This is a genomic window from Cupriavidus sp. SK-3, from assembly GCF_000611145.1.
Lineage (GTDB): Bacteria > Pseudomonadota > Gammaproteobacteria > Burkholderiales > Burkholderiaceae > Cupriavidus.
The window spans coordinates 76,317-97,386 of sequence record NZ_JFJV02000135.1 but is presented as its reverse complement, the minus strand read 5'-3'; the positions used below and the strand labels follow the sequence as shown (position 1 = coordinate 97,386).

Annotated in this window: 14 protein-coding genes; 6 read left to right on the top strand and 8 right to left on the bottom strand. The window is 67.1% G+C overall.

Annotated features, from left to right (window positions below):
* Nucleotides 1-43: 43 nt before the first annotated feature.
* From CF70_RS14640 to CF70_RS14630, 3 genes are all read right to left on the bottom strand, one after another.
* Nucleotides 44-772, bottom strand: a complete 729-nt coding sequence (locus tag CF70_RS14640; protein ID WP_035865678.1) for an OmpW/AlkL family protein — start codon at nucleotides 770-772, stop codon at nucleotides 44-46.
* A gap of 280 nt (nucleotides 773-1,052) precedes the next feature.
* The gene (locus CF70_RS14635; protein WP_035865676.1) at nucleotides 1,053-2,030 is read right to left on the bottom strand and encodes a delta(1)-pyrroline-2-carboxylate reductase family protein; all 978 of its coding nucleotides are present in this window, start codon (nucleotides 2,028-2,030) and stop codon (nucleotides 1,053-1,055) included.
* Between the two features lie 259 nt (nucleotides 2,031-2,289).
* Entirely contained in the window at nucleotides 2,290-3,180 is an 891-nt protein-coding gene (locus CF70_RS14630; protein ID WP_035865672.1) for a LysR family transcriptional regulator, read from the bottom strand.
* Nucleotides 3,181-3,334: 154 nt separating this feature from the next.
* Here CF70_RS14630 and CF70_RS34890 point away from each other — a divergent pair, with 154 nt between their 5' ends.
* On the top strand, nucleotides 3,335-4,879 hold the full coding sequence (locus CF70_RS34890) for an MFS transporter (protein ID WP_081862176.1): 1,545 nt from the start codon (nucleotides 3,335-3,337) through the stop codon (nucleotides 4,877-4,879).
* Here CF70_RS34890 and pbpC read toward each other — a convergent pair.
* The 4 genes from pbpC to CF70_RS14600 all read right to left on the bottom strand — a co-directional run bounded on the left by pbpC (nucleotide 4,791) and on the right by CF70_RS14600 (nucleotide 14,414).
* A complete protein-coding gene (pbpC, locus tag CF70_RS14615; RefSeq protein ID WP_081862175.1) occupies nucleotides 4,791-7,127 on the bottom strand; it encodes a penicillin-binding protein 1C in 2,337 nt (778 codons plus the stop codon). The genes CF70_RS34890 and pbpC overlap by 89 nt on opposite strands.
* Nucleotides 7,124-7,825 carry a lysoplasmalogenase gene (locus CF70_RS14610; protein ID WP_035865664.1) on the bottom strand — a complete coding sequence of 234 codons (702 nt, stop codon included), beginning with the start codon at nucleotides 7,823-7,825 and terminating at the stop codon, nucleotides 7,124-7,126. The genes pbpC and CF70_RS14610 overlap by 4 nt, the downstream gene beginning before the upstream one ends.
* The gene (locus tag CF70_RS14605) at nucleotides 7,822-13,854 is read right to left on the bottom strand and encodes an MG2 domain-containing protein (protein WP_035865661.1); all 6,033 of its coding nucleotides are present in this window, start codon (nucleotides 13,852-13,854) and stop codon (nucleotides 7,822-7,824) included. The genes CF70_RS14610 and CF70_RS14605 overlap by 4 nt, the downstream gene beginning before the upstream one ends.
* An 86-nt stretch (nucleotides 13,855-13,940) precedes the next feature.
* Nucleotides 13,941-14,414: an Lrp/AsnC family transcriptional regulator gene (locus CF70_RS14600; RefSeq protein WP_035865659.1), complete on the bottom strand. Its 474-nt coding sequence runs from the start codon at nucleotides 14,412-14,414 to the stop codon at nucleotides 13,941-13,943.
* Nucleotides 14,415-14,680: 266 nt separating this feature from the next.
* On the opposite strand from CF70_RS14600, the gene phhA reads away from it, so the two are divergent.
* The 4 genes from phhA to CF70_RS14580 all read left to right on the top strand — a co-directional run bounded on the left by phhA (nucleotide 14,681) and on the right by CF70_RS14580 (nucleotide 18,612).
* On the top strand, nucleotides 14,681-15,613 hold the full coding sequence (phhA, locus tag CF70_RS14595; RefSeq protein WP_035865727.1) for a phenylalanine 4-monooxygenase: 933 nt from the start codon (nucleotides 14,681-14,683) through the stop codon (nucleotides 15,611-15,613).
* Between the two features lie 177 nt (nucleotides 15,614-15,790).
* A complete protein-coding gene (locus tag CF70_RS14590) occupies nucleotides 15,791-16,108 on the top strand; it encodes a 4a-hydroxytetrahydrobiopterin dehydratase (RefSeq protein ID WP_035865656.1) in 318 nt (105 codons plus the stop codon).
* A gap of 143 nt (nucleotides 16,109-16,251) precedes the next feature.
* Nucleotides 16,252-16,956, top strand: coding sequence for a response regulator transcription factor (locus CF70_RS14585; protein WP_035865653.1), 705 nt, complete (start codon nucleotides 16,252-16,254; stop codon nucleotides 16,954-16,956).
* Nucleotides 16,957-16,980: 24 nt separating this feature from the next.
* Nucleotides 16,981-18,612, top strand: a complete 1,632-nt coding sequence (locus CF70_RS14580; protein WP_035865650.1) for a sensor histidine kinase — start codon at nucleotides 16,981-16,983, stop codon at nucleotides 18,610-18,612.
* Nucleotides 18,613-18,663: 51 nt separating this feature from the next.
* On the opposite strand, the gene CF70_RS14575 is transcribed toward CF70_RS14580, so the two are convergent.
* The gene (locus CF70_RS14575) at nucleotides 18,664-19,230 is read right to left on the bottom strand and encodes an SET domain-containing protein (RefSeq protein ID WP_235185041.1); all 567 of its coding nucleotides are present in this window, start codon (nucleotides 19,228-19,230) and stop codon (nucleotides 18,664-18,666) included.
* A gap of 1,476 nt (nucleotides 19,231-20,706) precedes the next feature.
* On the opposite strand from CF70_RS14575, the gene CF70_RS14570 reads away from it, so the two are divergent.
* On the top strand, nucleotides 20,707-20,985 hold the full coding sequence (locus CF70_RS14570) for an HU family DNA-binding protein (RefSeq protein ID WP_006162250.1): 279 nt from the start codon (nucleotides 20,707-20,709) through the stop codon (nucleotides 20,983-20,985).
* Nucleotides 20,986-21,070: the final 85 nt, after the last annotated feature.

Here is a 21,070-nt window from a genome sequence, read left to right as displayed (position 1 = left end):
GCCTCGCGAGAGGCGCCCGTTTGCTTTCTGGCGATACGGCAGCTTAGAAGCGGTAGCCGACGTTCAGGAAGGTCACTACCGGATCGATCTTGATCTTGGTGTGCGACACCACGGTGGCATTGCCCGCCGGACCGGCGTTCTGCGTAGTCAGCGTAGCGGTGCTGGACAGCGGCAGGTAGGAAACCGACAGGCCGACAAACCAGTTGTCGGTCACGGCATAGTTGGCGCCGATATTGAAGACCGGGTTCCACGAGCTCTTGGCGCTGGCCGACATCGTGGCTTTCGGGCCGAACTCGGACTTCACAAACGTCTGGTTACTGATGGTCTCATCGGTGAACCACGTGTAGTTCACGCCGATGCCCACATAGGGGCGGAACTTGGACTTCGCTTCCAGGAAGTGGTACTTCACCAGCAGCGCCGGGCTCCATTGCTTCACATTGCCCAGCGTGCCGTACTTGGAAAACGACCCCGAGCCCTGCACATCGTGTTTCGGCGGGATGCCGGCCACGAATTCACCCGAGATATTGTCCGTAAAGTAGTGGGTAAACGCGATGCCAAGCGTATCCGTGGACTTGATCTTGGCACTGGTACCTGTCTCGGTCAGGCCAACGGGAGCACCGTTGATGCTATCGACCACCAGCGGGTCGGCGGAACTGGTCGGCATCACGCGGAACCAGCCCAGGCTGACGATGTTGCTGCCGGCGCTTTGCGCTTGCGCGGCACCGGCGATTAGCATGGCTACGCTGGCCAGCAGGATCTTTTTATGGGACATGCCTCTTACTCCTAGTTAATTCTCTACCCGAGGCACGCATTATCCTGCTTGGTATGACCCGTCTGTTTCAAGCGCTTAACACATTTGTAGAAGGCTCACCCTAAAGCGCGGGTTAACCATTATAAAAGCGACAAATCACGGCGAAATCGCGTTCAAAACTGTACCGAATATGCGACGCCCGCCGGCCGAAAATCCTACTGCGCGGTATAGGCCTACTTTGGACAAGGGAATTCCCGTAGTCCACCGGCCGGCGAGGCTCCCGAAGCACAGTATGAAGGTGTCAGGCCGCCGGGTTGCCCGCCTCGGGTCCGGCGCTGGCCAGCACACAGGCGGCCAGGTCCCACAAGGCATAGCCGACACTTTTGAATACCAGCGGGCTGCCCTTGCGCGCGCGCAGTGCATCGGCGGCGAGAATGGCTTGCTCGAAGGGCTGCACGGTGGCCCAGTCGATGCCCGCCTGCAGCAGGTCGCCCGCCTCCTCCTCGATGCCGAACAATGTGTCGGCCAGCAGCCGGCCATGCGCCGAAGCCGCCTGGCACAAAGCCGGTGGCAGCTCGCACATCTCCGGGCGGAAAGCGCCGACCGCGGCAATGAAATGCGCGTCGCGCCACAATCCGCTATCCAGGTCCGGCAGCACCGGGGTCAGGCTGGACGTCACGGTCACCACCATCGACACGCGCGGCAGCACGGCGCTCACGTCCGCCACCGTCTGCGCCTCGACACCGAGCGTGCGCGCGTGCGCGGCGAGGGCTTCGGCCTTGGCGGCCGTGCGCGAATGCAACCACACGCGACGCGGCGCCAGCCCGGCCACAAAGGCTTCCAGATGCGTCTGGGCCTGCACGCCGGCACCAATGATCAACAGTTCGCCGCCGGGCTCCGGGGCGAAGGTCTGCGCCGCCAGCAGCGACACGGCGGCGGTACGCCGGCCGGTCACGGTGGGACCGTCCAGCAGCGCCAGCCGCCGCCCGGTATGGGCGTCGGCCACCACCACTTCACCAAGGATATTGGGCAGGCCGCGCCGCGGATTGCCGGGATGCACGGTGATGTTCTTGGTCATCACCAGTTCTCGGTTACGCGCCGGCATCACCAGCAGCGTGCCTTCACCACCGGCCGCATCGCCCACCGGCAAGGCAATGCGTGGCGGCGCCATGGCCGTGCCGGCGCGCAGTTCGGCCAGCATGCCGGCAATGGCGCGGGCCAGCGCGGGGTACGGCAGGCGGGCCGCGGTCTGGGCGGCGTCGAGCAGGACAAGGGACATGGCGGAAAACTCCGAAGGCGGTTCGCGATGCTGGATTATCGGCGAACTCGCCACCTGGGTAACGCGTACCCGCTACTGCGATGCGGGCTACGTATATCACCCGTATTAATAGCAATGATTAAACTAGATGCCGCGTGATTGATACTGCGAATATAAATTCCGTCATCATGGGCACCGTCAACTTGCTCATGCCCATGCAGCCAGAGCCGAGGGCCCCCCCACGGAACATGGCGGGCCCCAGCCAGGCGCAACTTCACGATCAAGCCTGACCCTCCCGCCAGGACAGGAAGTCGACCAGCACCCGAAGCTTCGGCAGCATGTGCCGGCTCGATGGCCACAGCATCCAGAACGTACCCTGGACCACGTTGTACTCGTCCAGCGTGGTTTCCAGGCGCTTGTCGCGCAGCGCGTCTTGCGCGACAAAATCCGGCACATAGCAAATGCCCAGGCCGTCGATCGCGGCGGCCAGTACGGCTTCGATATTGTTCAACGCGAAGGCGGCCGGCAACCGTAATTCCTCAGCACCGGCATCCTGCACCAGCACCCAGTCCTGGAGTTTCCCGCTGGAGGGAAACCGGTAGCGCAGGCATGCGTGCTGCTCCAGGTCCTTCGGCAGCCGCGGCATGCCACGCCTCGCAAAATATCCGGGCGAAGCACAAACCACAAAGCGGAATGGGCGCAGGCGTCTGGCCATCAGTTGGGAATCCGACAGTTCGCCGCTGCGGATCACCATGTCGAAGCCCTCTTCGACCACATTGACCATGCGGTCGCTGAAGTCCAGGTCGAACTCGATCTCCGGATAAGCCGCGCAGAACGCGGCCAGGTCCGGCAGCAGCAGGCGATAGCCGATCGCCGGGACGCTGATGCGCAACCGGCCGCGCGGCGCCTCCTTCAGCCGCGTCAACTCGAGTTCGGCTTCATCGATTTCGCCGAGGATGCGCCGGCAGCGCTCGAAGAAGAGCTCGCCCTCCTCCGTCAGCCTGATCTGGCGCGTGCTGCGGTGAAACAGGCGAATGCCGACCCGGGATTCGAGCCGCATCACGCTCTTGCCGATGGCGGATGACGATACGCCGAGCAGCCGCCCTGCGGCGACGAAACTGCGCGACTCCGCTGCGCGCACGAAGGCATACAAACCGCTGAGACTATCCATACCGGGCCATTAGAGAATTTTTGTCCGTGATTAGCGGAAATCACAGTGCTTTAAGCAACATTAAAGCGATCCTATCATCAGTGCACTTTCGCGGAGTGGCGCAGTCGGCTATCGAACGTGCCCGCTCCCCCTCGCCTCCCGACACGGACTCCCGATGAACACACCTGCACAGCCCACCGTGCGCAAGACCGCGCAAAAACTGTTGATCCTGAGCGCCGTCTGCCTTGCGGCACTGGCCATGCCGCTGAGCTTCACCGGGCCCGCCGTGGCGTTGCCGGCGATATCCGATGACCTTGGCGGCAGCCCCATCGCGCTGAGCTGGGTCACCAACGCCTTTATGCTGAGTTTCGGGAGTTGCCTGATGGCCGCCGGCGCACTGGCGGACCGCTTTGGACGCAAGCGCGTCTTCATCGCAGGCATCGCCGGCTCCGGACTCACCTCCCTGGCCCTGAGCGCGGCACCCGACACCGTCTGGCTCGCCTTCCTGCGCGCAGCGCAGGGGGTAGCGGGCGCCGCGGCATTGTCCGGCGGCATGGCAGCGCTGGCGCAAGAGTTCGAGGGCGAGGCCGCTACCCGCGCCTTCAGCTTGCTGGGCACCACCTTCGGCGTCGGACTGGCGTTCGGCCCTGTACTAGCCGGATTCCTGATCCAGCACCACGGCTGGCGCTCAGTGTTTCTCAGCGCAACCGCGATCGCCGCATGCGCGCTGGTGTCGGGCGCCCGCTGCATGCGCGAGTCGCGCGACCCCGCCGCCGCCGGGCTCGACTGGCCGGGTGCGGCCACCTTCACGGGCGCGCTGGCGTTGTTCACCTATGCCGTATTGAGCGCACCGGAGAACGGCTGGAGCAGCCCGCCGGTGATCATCCAGCTGACGGGCGCGGTGGTACTGCTGGCGGCGTTCATCGTCATCGAACGGAGCGTGCGCACACCCATGCTGGACCTGTCGCTGTTTCGCTATCCGCGCTTTGTCGGCGTGCAATTCCTCGCCGCCGCGCCAGCGTATTCCTATGTGGTGCTGCAAGTGCTGCTCCCCATCCGCCTGATCGGCATCGAGGGCTACAGCGCGATGGAAGCAGGGCGCATGATGATTGCCCTCTCCGCCCCCATGCTGGTAGTGCCGCTGCTGGCCGGCCAGCTGACGCGCTGGCTCACGGCGGGATTCATCTCAGGCCTGGGCTTGCTGGTCTGCGCCGGCGGCTTGCTGTGGCTGGCGCAATGCGCGCCCGGCCAGCCAGGCGCGGCGCTGGCGCTGCCCATGCTGACCATTGGCCTCGGCATCAGCCTGCCCTGGGGTTTGATGGATGGCCTGGCCGTGAGCGTGGTGCCCAGGGAACGCGCCGGCATGGCCACAGGCATCTTCAGCACGACGCGGGTCGCCGGGGAAGGCATTGCGCTGGCCATCGTCGGCGCCGTGCTCACGGGACTCGCCGAGTCCAGGCTGCATGGCCTGCACATCGCCGGGCCCGCCACAGCACTGCCGGAAGCCGCCCACCGGCTCGCCATGGGCGACCTGCCGCGCGCCATGTCCCTGCTGCCGCAAGCCGGCCAGCATGCGCTGGTGCAAGCCTACGGCGACGCATTCCACCTGCAGCTGTATATCCTCGCGGCAATCACCGTGGTGTCGGCGGCGCTGGTGTTCGGCTTCCTGAGTCATTCGCGCTTGCCGCATCGCTCCGGATCCGCGCCGGAGCCGGCATAGTCAGCGGCACCTTCGCCACCGCGCCGCGCACCTCGATGCCGATCCGGTCCACCACCTTGCCGGCGGCATCCAGCAGTTCCACCTGGTGCCGGCCCGGCCATGGCAGCCAGGCCAGTTGCCCGCCGCGTCCCAGCGGCTTGCCGTCCATGCGCCAGCTGACGCGTTGCGCGGTCCGCCCGCTGACGCCTTCGGCGTGGAACCATACACGCTGCGCCGTCGGCGGGATATCGGGATCAAGCGCGAACACGGTGCCGTCGGCGGGACTTGCAATGGCGATGGCGGCCACGCGATCCTGACCGCTGCCCTGCTTGTCCGTACGGGCGCCGCGCGCGCTATCCGCGCTGGCCAGGTTGACCATGCGCAATGCCGTACCGGTCAGGAAGACTTCCTCGCGCGCGGGTTCGAGATCATCGGCAAAGCGCAGCGGTACGCGCTCCACGCCCGCGGGCATGGCCGGCGCCACGCTCGGCACCGAGCGGTGCAGTGCCTCCATGATTTCGTGCCACACCGGCGCCGCGCCGGACACCCCCGACACCTCGTGCATGCTCGCGCCGCTGGCGTTGCCCACCCACACCCCCACGGTGTAGCGCTGCGACCAGCCCACGCACCAGTTGTCGCGCATGTCCTTCGACGTACCCGTCTTGACCGCGGTCCAGAAGCGCGTGGTGAGCGGGCTGTCGAGACCGAACGTGCGCGCACGCGCGTGGCGGTCCGACAGCACGTCCGCCACCAGGTAGCTGGCAGCCGGCGACATCACGGCGCGCGCCGCCCCGGGCGCCGCATCGGTGCGCCATCGCGCGGGTGCGTAGCGCCCGCCGTTGGCGAATGCGCGATACGCGTTGGTGAGCGCGGCCAGTGGTACGTCGGCGCTGCCCAGCGCCAGGCTGTAGCCATAGTAGTCGCCGGCCTGCGCCAGCGGCAGCCCGAGTGCCGTCAGGCGCTGGTGGAACCGATGCGGCGTCACCATCACCAGCGTGCGCACCGCGGGGACGTTGAGCGAGGAAGCCAGCGCCGCGCGCATGCTGACCCACCCCGCATACTGGCGGTCATAGTTCTGCGGCACATAGAGCCCGCCGCCCCCGCCGGTGGGCAGGTTGACCGGCCGGTCGTCGAGCAGGGATGCCGTGGTCAGCCGCCGCGCCTCAAGCGCCTGCTCGTACAGAAAAGGCTTGAGTGTGGAGCCGGCCTGGCGCGGCGCCGCCGCGTGGTCGACCTGCGCGGCCGCGGACAGGGCGCCTGACGAACCGACGTAGGCGAGCACATCGCCGCTGGCATTGTCGATCACCACCACCGCGCCATCTTCCACGTTGCGTCCGGCTAGTTCGCGCAGATGACGGTCCAGGCTGCGCGAAGCGACGCGCTGCAAGCCGGCATCGAGGGTGGATGTGATGGTGGGCGGTACGGTGCCCGCAGCACGCGCTTGCGCGACCAGCAGGCGCGCCAGATGCGGTGCGAGATCCGGCGCCAGGGCCGACGCCTGTGCGGAGGATGCAGATGCGCTGCCCGCACCGCCGCCACTGCGCAGCAACGCCAGTTGCGCAAAGCCGTCCAGCCCGTCGCATGCCTTGGGCAACTGCTGTTCGCGCAGGATGCCGCAGGCGCGCTGCGCCACCTGTGGCGCGCGTGCATTGGGCGCGCGCACCAGCGCCACCGCGAGCGCCGCCTCGCGTGCGTCGAGCCCGCTGGGATATTTGCCGAACAGCGCCTGCGACAGCGCGGACAATCCCACCAGCTCGCCGCGGAACGGCACCAGGTTGAGATAGGCCTCGAGTATCTGGTCCTTGCTCCAGCTGCGCTCCAGCGCCGCGGCGCGCACGGCCTGCGCCATCTTCTGGCTCACGCTGCGCCCGCCCTCGGCGCGCCGCAGGTCTTCGTCAAGCAGGCCCGCGAGCTGCATGGTCAGGGTGGACGCGCCGCGCGTGCGGGTGTTCCACAGATTGGCCCAGGCGGCGGCGGCCACACCCTGCCAGTCGACACCGCTATGCGCATAGAAGCGCCGGTCCTCCGACAGCACGATGGCGGTGCGCACCGCCGGCGAAACCTCCGCCAGCGCGACCCAGTCGCCGCGGCGCGCCCGGAAGTCATCGCGCACGCGCGACAAAGGCTCGCCGTGGCGGTCCAGAACTACTACGTCTGCACTGCGCCAGCTTGCGCGCACGCTATCGAAGGTGGGTAGCGCATGGGCCTGCGCGCTCGCCATGCAGGCAGCGAGGAAGACGGCGCGCACGGCGTACCGGCTTGCATTCATTCGTTTCGCCCGGCTACCACGCCGGCCACCAGCAACACCTGCGCGAACGCGTAAGTCCACCAGATGCCAAGCGCGAAGGTATCGAACGGCACCAGGAAACGCGCGCTGCCGAGCAAACCGTCGGACACGGCGAAGAACACCGCGCCGATAGCCGCCAGCGCCGTCGGCAGCTTCGCCACCAGCGCGGCGCAAACCATCGACGCCAGCGCCACCACATAAACCGAGACCGGCACCACCAGCGTGCCCAGGTTGGGCCAGAAGCGCCCGAGCATGACGCCGGCCGCGCCCAGCACCATGCCGCAGGCGAGCAGGCGATGCGCCCGCCAGTCGCCTGCCATCGGCAAGAACAAGCCAAGGTAAGCGAAGTGCGCGATCAGGAAGGCCCCCAACCCGCCGATAAAGGAGAACGACAGCCACGGCATTGCCAGCAGGAAGTCTCCGATCGCCGAGAACAGCAGCGCCGCCATCAGCCAGCGCCGCTCGCGGCGCGGCGGGTGGAAATGCGCCGCGCGCACCAGCAGCAGCGCCATCGCCGTCTTCCATACCGGCTGGAAGGCAATCTGCCCATTCAACGGCGCACCGGGCGGCGAATCCATCGCCACAGTGACCAGCAGGCCGCCGTAGACCAGCCCGGCCATCGTGCCTGCCAGCCACCATTCGCGCACCCGCGCGGGCATCATCATCGCAAGCCAGCTCAAGGGCGTGCTCCTACGGTCAGTCTGGCATTGGGTTGCGCGCCGAACACATCGGGCGCGTACATCGCCTCCACCCGCGTGGGCGGCAACGCGAACTCGCCGGCGTTGTTCAGCCGCACCGTGTATTCCACCGTGGCGCTGCCGCGCGGCATGTAGGCGTAGTACTCGCGGAAGGCCTGCGGCGTGCGCTCGGTGAATGCGGGCCATGCCCCCTTGCGCCGCTCGCCGCGCGAGGCGATCTCCGAATCGCGCCCGAGGCCGCTGCCGAGGATGGTGGCGCCGGCAGGCACCGGATCGCTCACCACCACCCAGGTCATATCGGCCTGCGCGTCGATCTGGAGCTTCACCCGATAGCTGTCGCCACGCGACCATTTGCCCGCCACCGCCTGCTCCACCGGCGTCACGCTGCGCGTAATGCGGTAGCCCGCCGACAGCGGCGAGGCCAGCGGTACCGCCGCCAGCGCGCGCACGGTGGCCCAGGGCTTGCCCGCGCCTTCCTGGTCGGCGCGCAGGTTGGCGGCAACACCGGCGTGTGGCCACGGCAGGCTGACGCTGCCTCCGGCCACGCCATCGACCTTCGCAGCGCGCGCCCAGTCGAAGCTGCGTGCGGCCTCAGGCACGCCCTCCAGCGTCACGCGCGTCGCGCCCGCCACCGGCGTCTTCTCGAAGGCTTGCGCGAAGCGCGTGATCGCCAGCGCGCCCCACGCGTTGGCCGTGGTGGTGCCCCAGGCGCCGCGCATCTGGCGGCCGAGCAGGCCGGTAGCGAGTTGCGCGCTTTCCGCCTTCCAGCCGGGCAGGTCGAGCGACAGCGACAGCAGGCGCGCCGCATTGAAATCGCCGCCGCTCATCAGCCACCACCAGTTATCGTCGCGCTCGGTGGAAAACGCCAGCCGCGTGCCCTGCACCGTCAACCGCGAGCGCAGGATCTGCTGCGCTTGCGCCAGCCGCTCGTCGCGCTGCGGGATATCCTGCACGCGCGACAGCACGGCGATCCAGTCGAGCAGCGCCGAAGTCGGCCACTGCGCCGGCAGGAGCTGGATCGACCCTAGCATGCGTGCCTGCGCGTGCCCGTTGCGCGACAGCGCTTCGAGCGCGGCCAGCTTGCGCACTTCCAGGTCCTGCGTGGGCGCCCAGCGCTCGCGCTTGATGCGGCCCTCGACGAAGGCGGCCAGCCCGCGCTCCATACGCTCGCGCGTCTCGTCGGGCAGGCGCAGCGGCAGGCCCGCGCGCACGGCTTCGTCGGACACGGCCAGCAGGTATGCGGTCAGCACTTCGCTCCCGGCATTCCCCTCGTTTTGCAGCGGGAAATACGCGGCCAGCCCGTCGTCGTCGAGATAGCCGGGCAACTGCGCGGTCAGCGCGTTCCACTGCGCCGCATCGCCCAGCCCGACCGCGCGCGAGGCGCGCTGCTCCAGGCACGAGAACGGATAGTTGCGGAACCAGTCGCGCACACCAGGCATGCCGCCGGCCAACGAAGCTTGCAGGTTCACCTGCAGGCCACCGCGAGGCTGGCCCGTGGCGTCCGCGAGCGCGCCCTGCGGTGCGCGCACCGGCACCGAGAGGTTTGGCGCCAATTGCGCCAGCGTGGCTTGCTGCACGGTAAGCGGCACCGCAGGCACCAGCTGCTGCGAGAGCTTCACGCGATCGCTGGCGCCGGTGGTCTTGCCGGCCTCCGTGGCTTCGACCTCCCACTGCACCGTGCCCTCCTGCACCAGCGATCCCGCGAGCAACAGCGGCGCGCTGACGTCCCAGCCGATCTCGCGCGATTCGCCGGCGGGAATCTCCACGGTCTGCGCCGGCAACGCCTGCGTTTGTCCGGATTGCGCCGGCGGATTCACCCGCGCCACGGCTTGCACCGTCATCGCGCGCTGTGTCGTGTTGCGCAAGGTGAACATCGCGCGATAACGATCCTCCTCGCGCACCAGCGGCGGCAGGCCCGAGATCAGTTGCAGATCCTGGGTGGCGGCGATGCTGGCACTGCCGCTGCCAAAGCGGCTCACGCCCAGATCCGCCACGGCGACGATGCGGAAGCGCGTGAGCGAATCGTTAAGCGGCACCGTCAGCGTGGCCCTCCCTTCGCCGTCGAGCTGCACGCGTGGATTCCACAGCAGCAAGGTATCGAACAGTTCGCGCGTGGGGCTCTTGCCGCCGCCGCCGCCGGCCGGCACCGCCTTGCGTCCGTAGTGGCGCCTGCCGATGATTTCCATCTGCGCGGTAGCGGTCTCCACGCCGTAGCTGCGCCGCCGCAGCATGGCGTCGAGCAGGTTCCAGCTTGTGTTCGGCATCAGCTCCAGCAGCGCTTCATCGACCGCGGCCAGCGCGATTTCGCCGTTGGCCGCGGGCTTGCCGTCGGGCAGCTTCACCTGCACCGCCACCTGCGCCTTGCCGCGCACCGGATAACTGGTCTTGTCCGGCGTCACCTTCACATCGAGCCTGTAGCCCTCGTTGCCCACGCGGATCTCCGCCAGCCCGAGACGGAACGCCGGCTTGGACAGATCGACCAGCGCAGTGGGCGCGGCATACTCGCGGCCCTCGCTGCGGAACGCCTGCCACCACTCGCCCGGCTGGCGCCAGCCCCAGGTGAAGAAGGAATACCAGGGCACCTCGCGCAAGCGTCCGCGCAGCGCCAGTACCGACACATACACATTGGGCCCCCACTCCGGCCTGATCTTGACCCGCACGGTGGGATCGCGCCCGTTGAGCTCCGCCACGCTGGTTTCCAGCACGCCCTCGCGCTCCACGGCCACCAGCGCGGTGGCGTGGCGGAACGGCATGCGCACCTGGAACACGGCGGTCTCGCCCGGCGCGTACGCCTTCTTCTCGGGCAGCAGGTCGATGCGGTCGTTGTTCTCGCCGCCGAACCACAGTTCGCCCTGCCGCGTCACCCACACGGAGGTGGCAGCCTGCGATACGCGCCCCGCGTTATCCCTGGCCTGCGCGATCAGTTCCACCTGGCCGGCCTCGGGCAACGAGACTTCGCATTGCATGCGGCCTTGCGCGTCGGTCCTGCCCTCGCACACGCTGCCGAGATCCTTGCTCTCGTTGCGATTGTCGTAGCGATAGAAGCCGCCCACCACGCGCTTGCGCACAGACGTGGTGATGCGCAGTTGCGCGCGCAGGGCGATCGGCACATTGGCCTGCGGCCGCCCTTGCGGATCGAGCGCCACGGCATGTACGAGAAGTTTCTGCCTGACCGAAACCCAGCTCTCCGTGCGGATCCCCGCCACCACGCCAGCCGGCCACAGCGGCACGGTTTGCCGCAGCGTCTGGATCTCGCCGTTGGGGTCGGCAAAGCCAGACTCCACCACCAAGTCCTTGGGTGCATCCAGCCTGGGCATGTTCTTCAGGTTCAGCGCGCCGCTGCCATTCTTGTCCAGCCTGAGCGGCAGCTTGTCGGCAACCAGCTTCTGCGCCTCTTCGCGCTGCGCGGCGCCGTCCTCGCTCTCGTCCTCGTCGCCGCTGCTGTCCTTGCGCGGTTTGCGCGGCGCATCGAAGGCGTAACCGTCGTAGTCGGCAAAGCGCACGTACTTGTCGCGCAGCAGTGCCGACACCTGTACCGGCAGGCCCGCCGCGCCGCCGCCCGATACGTAGTGCACTTCCAGGTTGAGCGGCACCTCGGGCGGCGCCACCAGCGCCCCGCCGCTGCCCGCCTTGAGCGTCCCCGCCAGCACCGGCAGGCGGAAGGCCTCGACACGGAAGCTGCCGCTGTCCAGCACGCGATCCTTCGCATCGCTGAACGATACCGAGTAGATACCCAGCCTGGCCGCCTGCGGAATCGCGAAGGTGTTCTCGGCACTGCGCCCGCCGGTGGCCGTGGTGCGCCACTGCACCGGCTGCTCGTAGGTCTGGCCGCTGCCTTCGTGACGGATGACCATCTTCTCCGGCAAGGGATCGCCTGCCGGCGGCAGCGCGAAACCATTCGCGGTCTCGGTGCGGATCACGTGTTTCATCGACACCGTTTCGCCAGCACGCAGCAAGGTGCGATCGAAGATCGTATGGGCGCGCACATCCGGCACCACGCTGGTGTCGGTCGGCACGTTGAAACGCCAGCTCTCGATGCCCTGGTTCCAGCCGGACATCACGAAGGCCATGTCGGCCTGGCCGCGCGCCTGCGGATGGTCGGCGGCAATGCGCGCGGAGACGAAATAGCCTGACAGCCCGGTGTCGTCGCAACTGCGTTCGCGCACGTCGTCCACGCCGTTGAAACTGGCCAGCCCGGCGGCATCGGTGCGGCCCGATGCCAGCAGCTTGCCGCTGCAATCGCGCAGCGCCACGGCGGCATTGGCCACCGGCTTGCCGTCGTCGAGCGTGGTGACCCAGGCCAGCGCGATCATCTTGCCGGGGCCGCGCGCGAGCTTGAAATGCACGCCAAGGTTAGTCACCAGCGCGGCGGTGCGCACGTACATCGGCGCCGGTTTGCCGAGCAGTGCCTCGCCCAGCATCGGCGAAGCGATTTCCACCACGTGAAAGCCGGCTTCGGGCAAGGGAATGCCCACCACCTCGAACGGGCGCGGCGCCTTGCCGCCCGGCTCCGACAATTGCGGAATGGCAAGCTTGCGCGCGCCGGCCGCGCCATCGAGCAGCGAGATCGAACGGGTCTCGATGGAAGGCGCGTTGCGCGGGTTGTTGACGGCGGACGGCGACCGGCCCGAGAGAATGGCATCGAGTTCGCCCCGGGTCCAGCTGCTCTCGTGCAGCCGGCGCACCAGCCCGTACCAGCGCAGCACGGCGCCGTCGTCGTCCACCTTGAGGCGGCGCACGGTGCCGGCCTGTGCGCGCACGCCCAGCGCGGGCAGGTCGGCTTCGACATTGCGCAGCGTCACCGGCAGCAGCGCCGGGAAGTCGGCCGGCGACTTGCCCTTGGGCAGCTCGCCAAAGCGCTCAAGCACGCCGAACGGCGCGGCCGGGAACTTGGCCAGCGGCGGCATCGCGGCCGTGCTTACCTTGAGGGGGAACAGGTCGGCGTTGGACAGCACGCGGCCGCTGTCGTCCTTCAGGCCGGCAGGTACCGACAGCGTGAACTCGGTCTTCTCGGCAAAGGGCGGGGTGAAGGTGACACTGCTGACGGGCGCGTCGCGCGCCGCGCCCGGCTCGAATTGCGGAGCCCGCGGACCTTTCGGCGTATTGAGCAGGATGTGCTCGGCATCCTTGCGCGAGATCGGTGCCGAGAACGATAGCGAGATCGGGCGCAACGGCGTGCAAGGCGACTGCGCGCGTTCGCGTTCGCAAGTAAAGCTGGCGGTGAAAGGCTCGCGCACGGTGTAGTCGAAGCGCCGTTCGTCGCGCGTGGCCAGGCCCGACGGCGTGGCAATGCCGCCGCCCAGCACAAGTTGCATGCGCGCGCCGGACGGCAGGCGTTGCTGGCAGGCCAGCAGGTGCACGGTGTCGGCCTCGCCGGCTTTCAGCTTCCAGTGCAGCGCGGCCAGCACGGCCTCGCGCTCCTTGCCGCCCAGCAGCCGCACCGGAATGCGCTCGCCCAGGCCCTGAGCCTGGCACCACGCGGCGCTGCGCACCGAGTCGGCGGTGGCCGGCCCGTTGAAGCGCAACGCGAATACCTGGTCTTCCTCGATCTCGCCGCCACTTGGCCGCGCCGTCACCACGGTCGGGCCGCCGGTCTCGAAGCGGTACTCCGGCTTGCCGGCGTAGGCCTTGCCTGCTTCGCTCTTCAGGCCCGTGACAATGCGCACCGCGCATTTAACGCCGGGCGGCAGGTCGCGCGCAAAATCGAACACCCAGTTCTTCGCGTCGACCCAGCGCGCCTGTCCGGCGATTGCGCTGCCGCTGCAGGACACCACCGCGGGCGGGCTTGCCTGTGCGTCGCCCAGCGGCACCATCGCTTCGTCGAACCGGATCGCCACCTGGCGCACGCGCGAGACCTCGCCCTCCGGCGAGAAGCGCGCAATCTGCGCGGCCTGGCCCGAACCTGGCATCGTCGCCAGCACAACCTGCAGGCAAGCCGCTGCGGTCCACCCAGCCCACCAGTACTCACCACGATTCGCACGCTTGTCCATCCGAGCGACGATCTGCGTCATCCTGACCCTCCCGTTTACGGCACCCGGCGAGGGTGACATGCGCCGATGGCAAGTGCAAGTCCGCGCAGGAAGCGCGGGCCCGATGGCTATCTCAAATGCGACAGCGGCAACGGTCCGTCGCGCTTGAGCGCGGTCAGCACGATGTTGGACCGCACACTCTCCACGCCTGGCACGCGCATCAGCTTCTTCATGGTGAATTCGGCCAGGGTCGGCAGGTCCGGCACCATGATGCGCAACAGGTAGTCGGCCTCGCCGGCCACGGAGTAGCACTCCTGCACCTCCTCCAGCAGCAGGATGTCCTCGCGAAAGCGCTCGACGATGGTATCGCCATGGTGGGCCAGCTTGACGCTGGTAAAGACCAGCACGCCGAGGCCGAGCGCCGGCGGCGACAGCACCACGCGGTAGCCGGTGATGACGCCGTCGGCTTCCAGCCGCGCCAGGCGCCGCCCGATCTGGCTGGGTGAAAGATGGATGCGCTCGGCGAGCTGCTGGTGGGTGGAACGGCCGTCGGTCTGCAACGCCGCCAGCAGCGCTAGGTCGAATGGGTCGAGGTTGATCATGGTTGGGTCGCTTCGATCGCGTTAGTCGAGTCAGAATCGCTTCTTGTTGTGCACTACGCCGGAAGGAATGCTAACCCTCCCGGCCCGGCTGCGGCGCGCCGATTGTCGGCAGCAACGCACCCGCGCAGATTTCACGCATAAAATACCAAATTCTTGCGCGATGAATGCATCACTATACGAAAGTAAGCCGTTTTTGCGGGCCATCTGCGTCATCTCCTCGCTAAACTGTGCGGTAAATCTGCAGGAGATAAGACATCATGGACGCCATGGCTACCGCCACCCAGGCAAGCAATGCCCAAACCAGCTTTGCCGGCACCCTGACCGATAAGCTGAAAGAGCAGTTCGACGCCGGCCTGCTGTCCGGCCAGGCGCTGCGCGACGATTTCACCATCGCACAGCCGCTGGAGCGCTATACCGAGACCGACCACGCGGTATGGCGCAAGCTGTACGACCGCCAGGCCACCATGCTGCGCGGCCGCGTCTGCGACGAATTCCTGCAGGGCCTGTCCACGCTGGGCATGGAGCGCGACCGCGTACCCAGCTTCGACCAGCTCAATGAGACCCTGATGCGCGCCACCGGCTGGCAGGTGGTGGCGGTGCCCGGACTGGTGCCGGATGCCGTGTTCTTCGAGCACCTGGCCAACCGGCGCTTTCCCGCCAGCTGGTGGATGCGCAAGCCCGAGCAGCTCGACTACCTGCAGGAGCCCGACTGCTTCCACGACGTGTTCGGCCATGTGCCGCTGCTGATCAACCCGGTCTTCGCCAACTACATGGAAGCCTACGGCAAGGGCGGGCTCAAGGCCGCCTCGCTGGGCGCGCTCGACATGCTGGCGCGGCTGTACTGGTACACCGTGGAGTTCGGCCTGATCCGCACGCCGGAAGGCCTGCGCATCTACGGCGCGGGGATCCTGTCGAGCCAGGGCGAGTCGATCTACAGCCTGGATTCGGCCAGCCCCAACCGCATCGGCTTCGATGTGCGCCGCATCATGCGCACGCGCTACCGCATCGACACCTTCCAGAAGACGTACTTCGTGATCGACAGCTTCGACCAGCTGTTCGACGCTACCCGCCCGGATTTCGCGCCGCTCTACGAGGAACTGCGCGCACTGCCCACGCTGGGCGCCGGCGACGTGGCTGCCACCGACCTCGTGCTCAACCGCGGCACGCGTGAAGGCTGGGCCGACAGCGACGACGTCTGATCCCGGCTCCGGCTGCCTTTGCACAATGGCTGCAGGCTGCCCACGCACGCGCTTTGTGAAACAATGACGGCATGCCCGCCCGGCCCCCAGCCCCGACCCAGGTCGCACAGGCTGGAAGGCTGCGCGGGCGGGCCGGTTTCATCCTTTGCTTATCCCTTTCCGACCATCGAGCCCATCATGTCCCCTGCGCCCCTCGTGCCCCTTTCGCTGGAAGAACGTGCACCGCTGCTGACTGCCCTGCCAGGCTGGAGCCTCGTCGAAGACCGCGACGCGATCCACAAGCGCTTTACCTTTGCCGACTTCAACGCCGCCTTCGCCTTCATGACGCGCGTGGCGCTGGCGGCGGAAAAGGCCGACCACCATCCCGAATGGTTCAACGTCTACAACCGGGTCGATATCACCCTGTCCACCCACGACGCCAATGGCCTGACCCGGCGCGATACCGACCTGGCGGGCTTTATCGAACGCGCTGCCGCGTCGCTGGCCAAAGGCTGAGCGCACCGCATGCGGCAACGCAGGGGACTGTAGGCAAACCGAAAGGTCGGAGGCGGCCCCGCCCTGTACAATCGATGGCTAACCGGTTAATCAACGCACCGGTTTATTGCTTTCCCGTTCCTTTCCAGCTTCCTCCTGCCCCCATGCGTATCCTTCTGATCGAGGACGACCGCCAGATTGCCAGTGGCGTCGAAGCCGGCCTGTCCCAGGCCGGCCATCAGGTGCGCGTGGTGCACGACGGCGTCTACGCCACCGAGCACCTGCTGCGCGAACAGCATGACCTGGTCATCCTCGACCTGGGCCTGCCCGGCATCGACGGCATGACCCTGCTGGCGCGCTACCGCGCCCGCAACCGCACCACGCCCGTCATCATCCTGACTGCGCGCGACGAGCTCGAAGACAAGCTATCCGGCCTGAACGCCGGCGCCGACGACTACCTCGTCAAACCCTTTGCCCTGCCAGAGCTGGAAGCGCGCGTGCGCGTGCTGCTGCGGCGCAGCCAGCATGGCGAGGCCGCGCCCGAGCGCGACGTGCGGCTGGGCCGGCTGCGCCTGTCGGGCAACGACCGCCGCATGTTTATCGACGGCAAGCCGCTGGAACTCTCCCCGCGTGAGTTCGCTGTGCTGGAACTGCTGTTGCAGCGTCAGGGCCGCGTGGTCAGCAAGGCGCAGCTGCAGGACCACCTCGCCACCTTCGCCCATCCCGCGGGTGAAGGCGGCGACACGGTCGGCGACACCGCCATCGAAGTCTATGTGCACCGCGTGCGCAAGAAGCTGGAAGAAAGCGACGTGGAGATCGTCACGGTGCGCGGCTTCGGCTACCTGCTGCAGATTCGCGCCGGCACCTGACGCCGCGCACAGAGCAAGCCCGCCATGTGGCTGCGCCCACGTCCTCCCCAGCCGCCCGAGGGCCTGACCGGCACCGCTGGCGGCGTATCCGGAAAGCCTGCCGCAGCGGCGGATCAACCGTCGGCGGCGGCACCCGCGCGCACCGCCTCCACGCAAAGCCTGCGCGTACACCTGCTGCGCGCGCTGGCCACGCCGCTGTTTGCGCTGGTACTGACAAGCGGCTCGCTCTCCTACTGGCTGGCCGCGCACTACACCACGCAGGTATTCGACCGCGCCCTGTACGGCGTGGCCAACAATATCGCCCAGCAGATCCGCATTGCCGGCCCGCGCCTGGAGCAGGACATCCCGATGATCGCGCAGACGCTGGTCGAGGCCGAAGGCACCGACCGCATCTACTGGCGCATCCACGGCCCGGACGGGCTGATCGGCGGCATGGATACCTGGCTGGGCTACGGCACCGGACAGACTTCGCTGCACGATGCGCGGCTGTTCTACGCCTGGTTCAGCGGGCGCCAGGTGCGCGCCGTGCGGCTGCCGGTCAACCTGCCCAGCCCGGCTTCTGACGAACTGGCCACCAGCGAGGCTGGCCGTGCCCCGCGCGGGCCCATCGTGGTGGAAGTGGCGGAGTTGCTGGACCGGCGCGAAACCGCCGCCAACGAAATCCTGCTGTCGGTGTCGGTGCCGCTGATCCTGCTGCTGGTGGTGGGCAGCCTGATCCTCTCGCACGTGCTCAAGGAAGAGCTGGTGCCTTTGCAGATCCTGACCGACAAGCTCAATCGCCAGACCGCGCGCTCGCTGGCGCCGCTCGACGAAACCCAGGTGCCGGCCGAAGTGGAGCCGCTGATCCGTGCGCTCAATGCGCTGCTGGCCAGGCTGCGCGACGCGCTTGATGCGCAGCGCAAGTTCATCGCCGACGCCGCGCACCAGTTGCGCACCCCGCTGACCGCGGTCAAGCTGCATGCCGACCGCGCGGTGCAGTCGGACGATCCCGCGGTGACGGACCACGCCCTGCGCGAGCTGCAGGCGGCGGCCGACCGCGCGGTGCGCCTGTCCAACCAGTTGCTGTCGCTGGCGCGTGCCGAGCCGGGCCTATCGCTGGAGCGGCTAGGCCCGATCGAGCATTTCGACCTGGCCACGCTGGCTTTCGAGACCGGTGCCGAGTGGGTGCCGCAGGCACTGGCGCGCCAGATCGACCTGGGCTTCGAGACCTTGCCCGGCCCCACCTTTACCGGCGCGGCACCGTCCACCGTGCGCGGCAACCGGCTGCTGATGCGCGAAGCGCTCAGCAACCTGATAGACAATGCCGTGAAATATGTGCCGCCCGGCGGACGCATCACCGTGCGCGCCGGCGGCGAGGCACTTGGCCATCGCGGCATGGCGGTCGTGATGGTGGAAGACAACGGTCCTGGCATCGCCCTGGCGCGCCGCGAGGAAGTCTTCAAGCGCTTCTTCCGGGGCGACCATACGCCGGGCCCCAATGCGCCGGCGCAGCCGCCCGGCGGCGCTGGCCTGGGGCTGGCAATCGTGCATGAAATCATCGGGCTGCATCACGGCACCATCCGTATCGAGGATGTGCCCACCACCGGCGAGCAGGGTGAGGCGCGCGGCATGCGTTTTGTGATCCGCATTCCATGCGAGGCGGCGGCCGCCGCCTGAACCGCATCAAGCCGCGGTGCAGATCAGGCATCTGCGCCGCGGCTTGCATTGTTACCGGCCTTTCTTTGCCTTCGGCGCCAGCATGGTCCCGCGGCACTTCGGGCTGCCGCAACGGCACTCGAATTCCTTCTTGAGCTTCTTGGTGTAGCGCGCGTCGATCACCAGCCCGTAGTCGTAGAACAATTCCTCGCCACCGGCGATATCGCGCAGCGCGTGGATGAATACGCGCCCCTTCTTCTCGCGCGCCTCGCAATTGGGTTCGCAAGCATGGTTGATCCAGCGCGCGCGGTTGCCGCCGAACTTGGCGTCGATCACATCGCCGTCTTCCAGGCTGAAATAGAAGGTGTGGTTAGGATCCGCCGGATCGTGCGGATGGCGCTTGAGCGCTTCCTTCCACGAAATATGCTCGCCCTTGTATTCGATGATGCGTTCGCCTTCACCGATCGGCGCGATCGCGTAGACGCCCTTGCCGTGCACGCCCGAACGACGCACTTCGACGCGGTCGGCAGCGGTCTTGCGCTTGCCTTCCTTGGGACTCTTGACGCCCTTGCCGCTCCCGGCGTCTTTCACGCCAGTCCCGTCCTGCTTCAATTCCTCTTGCTTCGCCTGTTCCGCCATGTGCCATCCCGTATTGATCCGCCTGCCACTGCGCGTGGCTGTGCGCCGCCCGGCGCGATGGCGATGATACCTGCCCATATTGGCCGCGGCATCCCCCTTGCCGGCAAATAGACGTATACGGGTGAACCGGCCGGCACGTATACGTCAAGGCAGGTATACGTACCGCCCGCAAGTCGTGCGTCCCGTCGATTTGCCGCCCGGCAAACAGCCTTAAGAAGCCCTTGTCCACCCACGTATACGGCACGTATACCGCCATCGGCCAGCCCAGGCGATGTGGATAACCCGGCAAAAATCTGTGGATAAAGACATGCGATTCATGTGGGCTGCCTGGGGTTGGCATGGGGACGCGTCAGGCATAAGTCGGAGGGTTGCACTTGGACCCCTCATCCAAAAGACCAAGTCATCCACGGCAGCCAACATCCGGTCCGACCACTTCTGCTTCCCACAACCCATTGATTTAAAAAGTGTTTACCGGGTTATCCACAGAAAAGGCAGCCGTTTACCTACTACTACTATTTGTATACATTAAAGAAAGAAGTAAACCGAAAGGACAGCGCCCCGCTATCGGCAAAGAAAGAAGGCAGCCGAAAAATAAACTGCCGGAAACCCGCTTCAGGCGGGGCTTCTTTTTTGAGCAAGGCGAAATGACCTGTCGAACTGAGGTTTACTGCGACGTCCCGAAAGGTTTTTCGCGGGAACTTGGCGTATACGCATGGTGGTGATGGCGAGGCGAGGTGGTATACGCGCGTCATCGAAGGCTGCGTATACGTTCGACCCCGGTTTACCGACGAGCGCCCTGCGTGGAACGGGGGATTTCTGTGCTGACGGGGATCTGCGGACCAAGACGTAAACACGCATGCCGTTAGCGCCGCACGCAAGGCATGCACGATGCGAATACCCGCGAAAATCCATTCCCCGTCGGGGGTTGTCGGGTATGCACAATAGTTCATGGTGTTGCCCGGGAGCGCCTGGGCCCCGTAGCTACGCTGCACTGGGTACGCGCTGCCGGGGGCAGGCCTCCGGCTGAAGCGTTGCTCACAGCGCCGCTAAGGCCCTCTGGCGGGCAGAGAGCGCCTACGAGGGCGGCCACCTGCCGTTGGTGCTGCCTGCGATCCAGGTATACGCCGGGAATTCGCCCGGATCCCCTGGGCCACACCTCCATCGTGCCAATGCCCCTGAGAGGGGCCAGGAGGCCGCTGTAGCCGTTTTCCAGGCCGGGATGCCCTGTGGGACACCTATGTACGTTCTTTCGCCTGAGGGCCATCCTGACGCCCTCAAAGGCTCGGCCTGCCCCGCCAAATCCCCCCAAAGCCCCAGCCAGCGCGGGCTGGCGGCGCCTGCGCTGTAACAATCTGTTCCCGGTCCGCCTTGCCCGACACGGTATGATGTGGCCCGCGGCGCCTTTGCCGACGCCGGTGCCCAGTGGGCCGGCCCAGCCAGGCGTCCTTGTTTTATCAACTCGACACGGAGTGAAGCATGACGAAAACCGAACTGATCGACGCCATCGCGGCCGGCGTGGACGGCCTGACCAAGGCCAAGGCAGAACAAGCGCTGAACGTGACGCTTGGCGCCATCATGGAAGCCGTGGCCAAGGGCGACACCCTGAGCCTGATCGGCTTTGGCACCTTCAGCCAGGGCGAGCGCGGCGAGCGCATGGCGCGTAACCCGCGCACCGGCGAAGAAATCAAGGTGGAAGCCGCCAAGACCGTCAAGTTCAAGGCTGGCCAGAAGTTCAAGGACGCAGTGAACCAGTGAGTCCCGCGGGCGGTCTCGTGCCAGCCCCGTTGGATCTACCCCGCCGTGCCGCCACCCGTAGCCTGATGGCGCTGGTGAGCGCCAG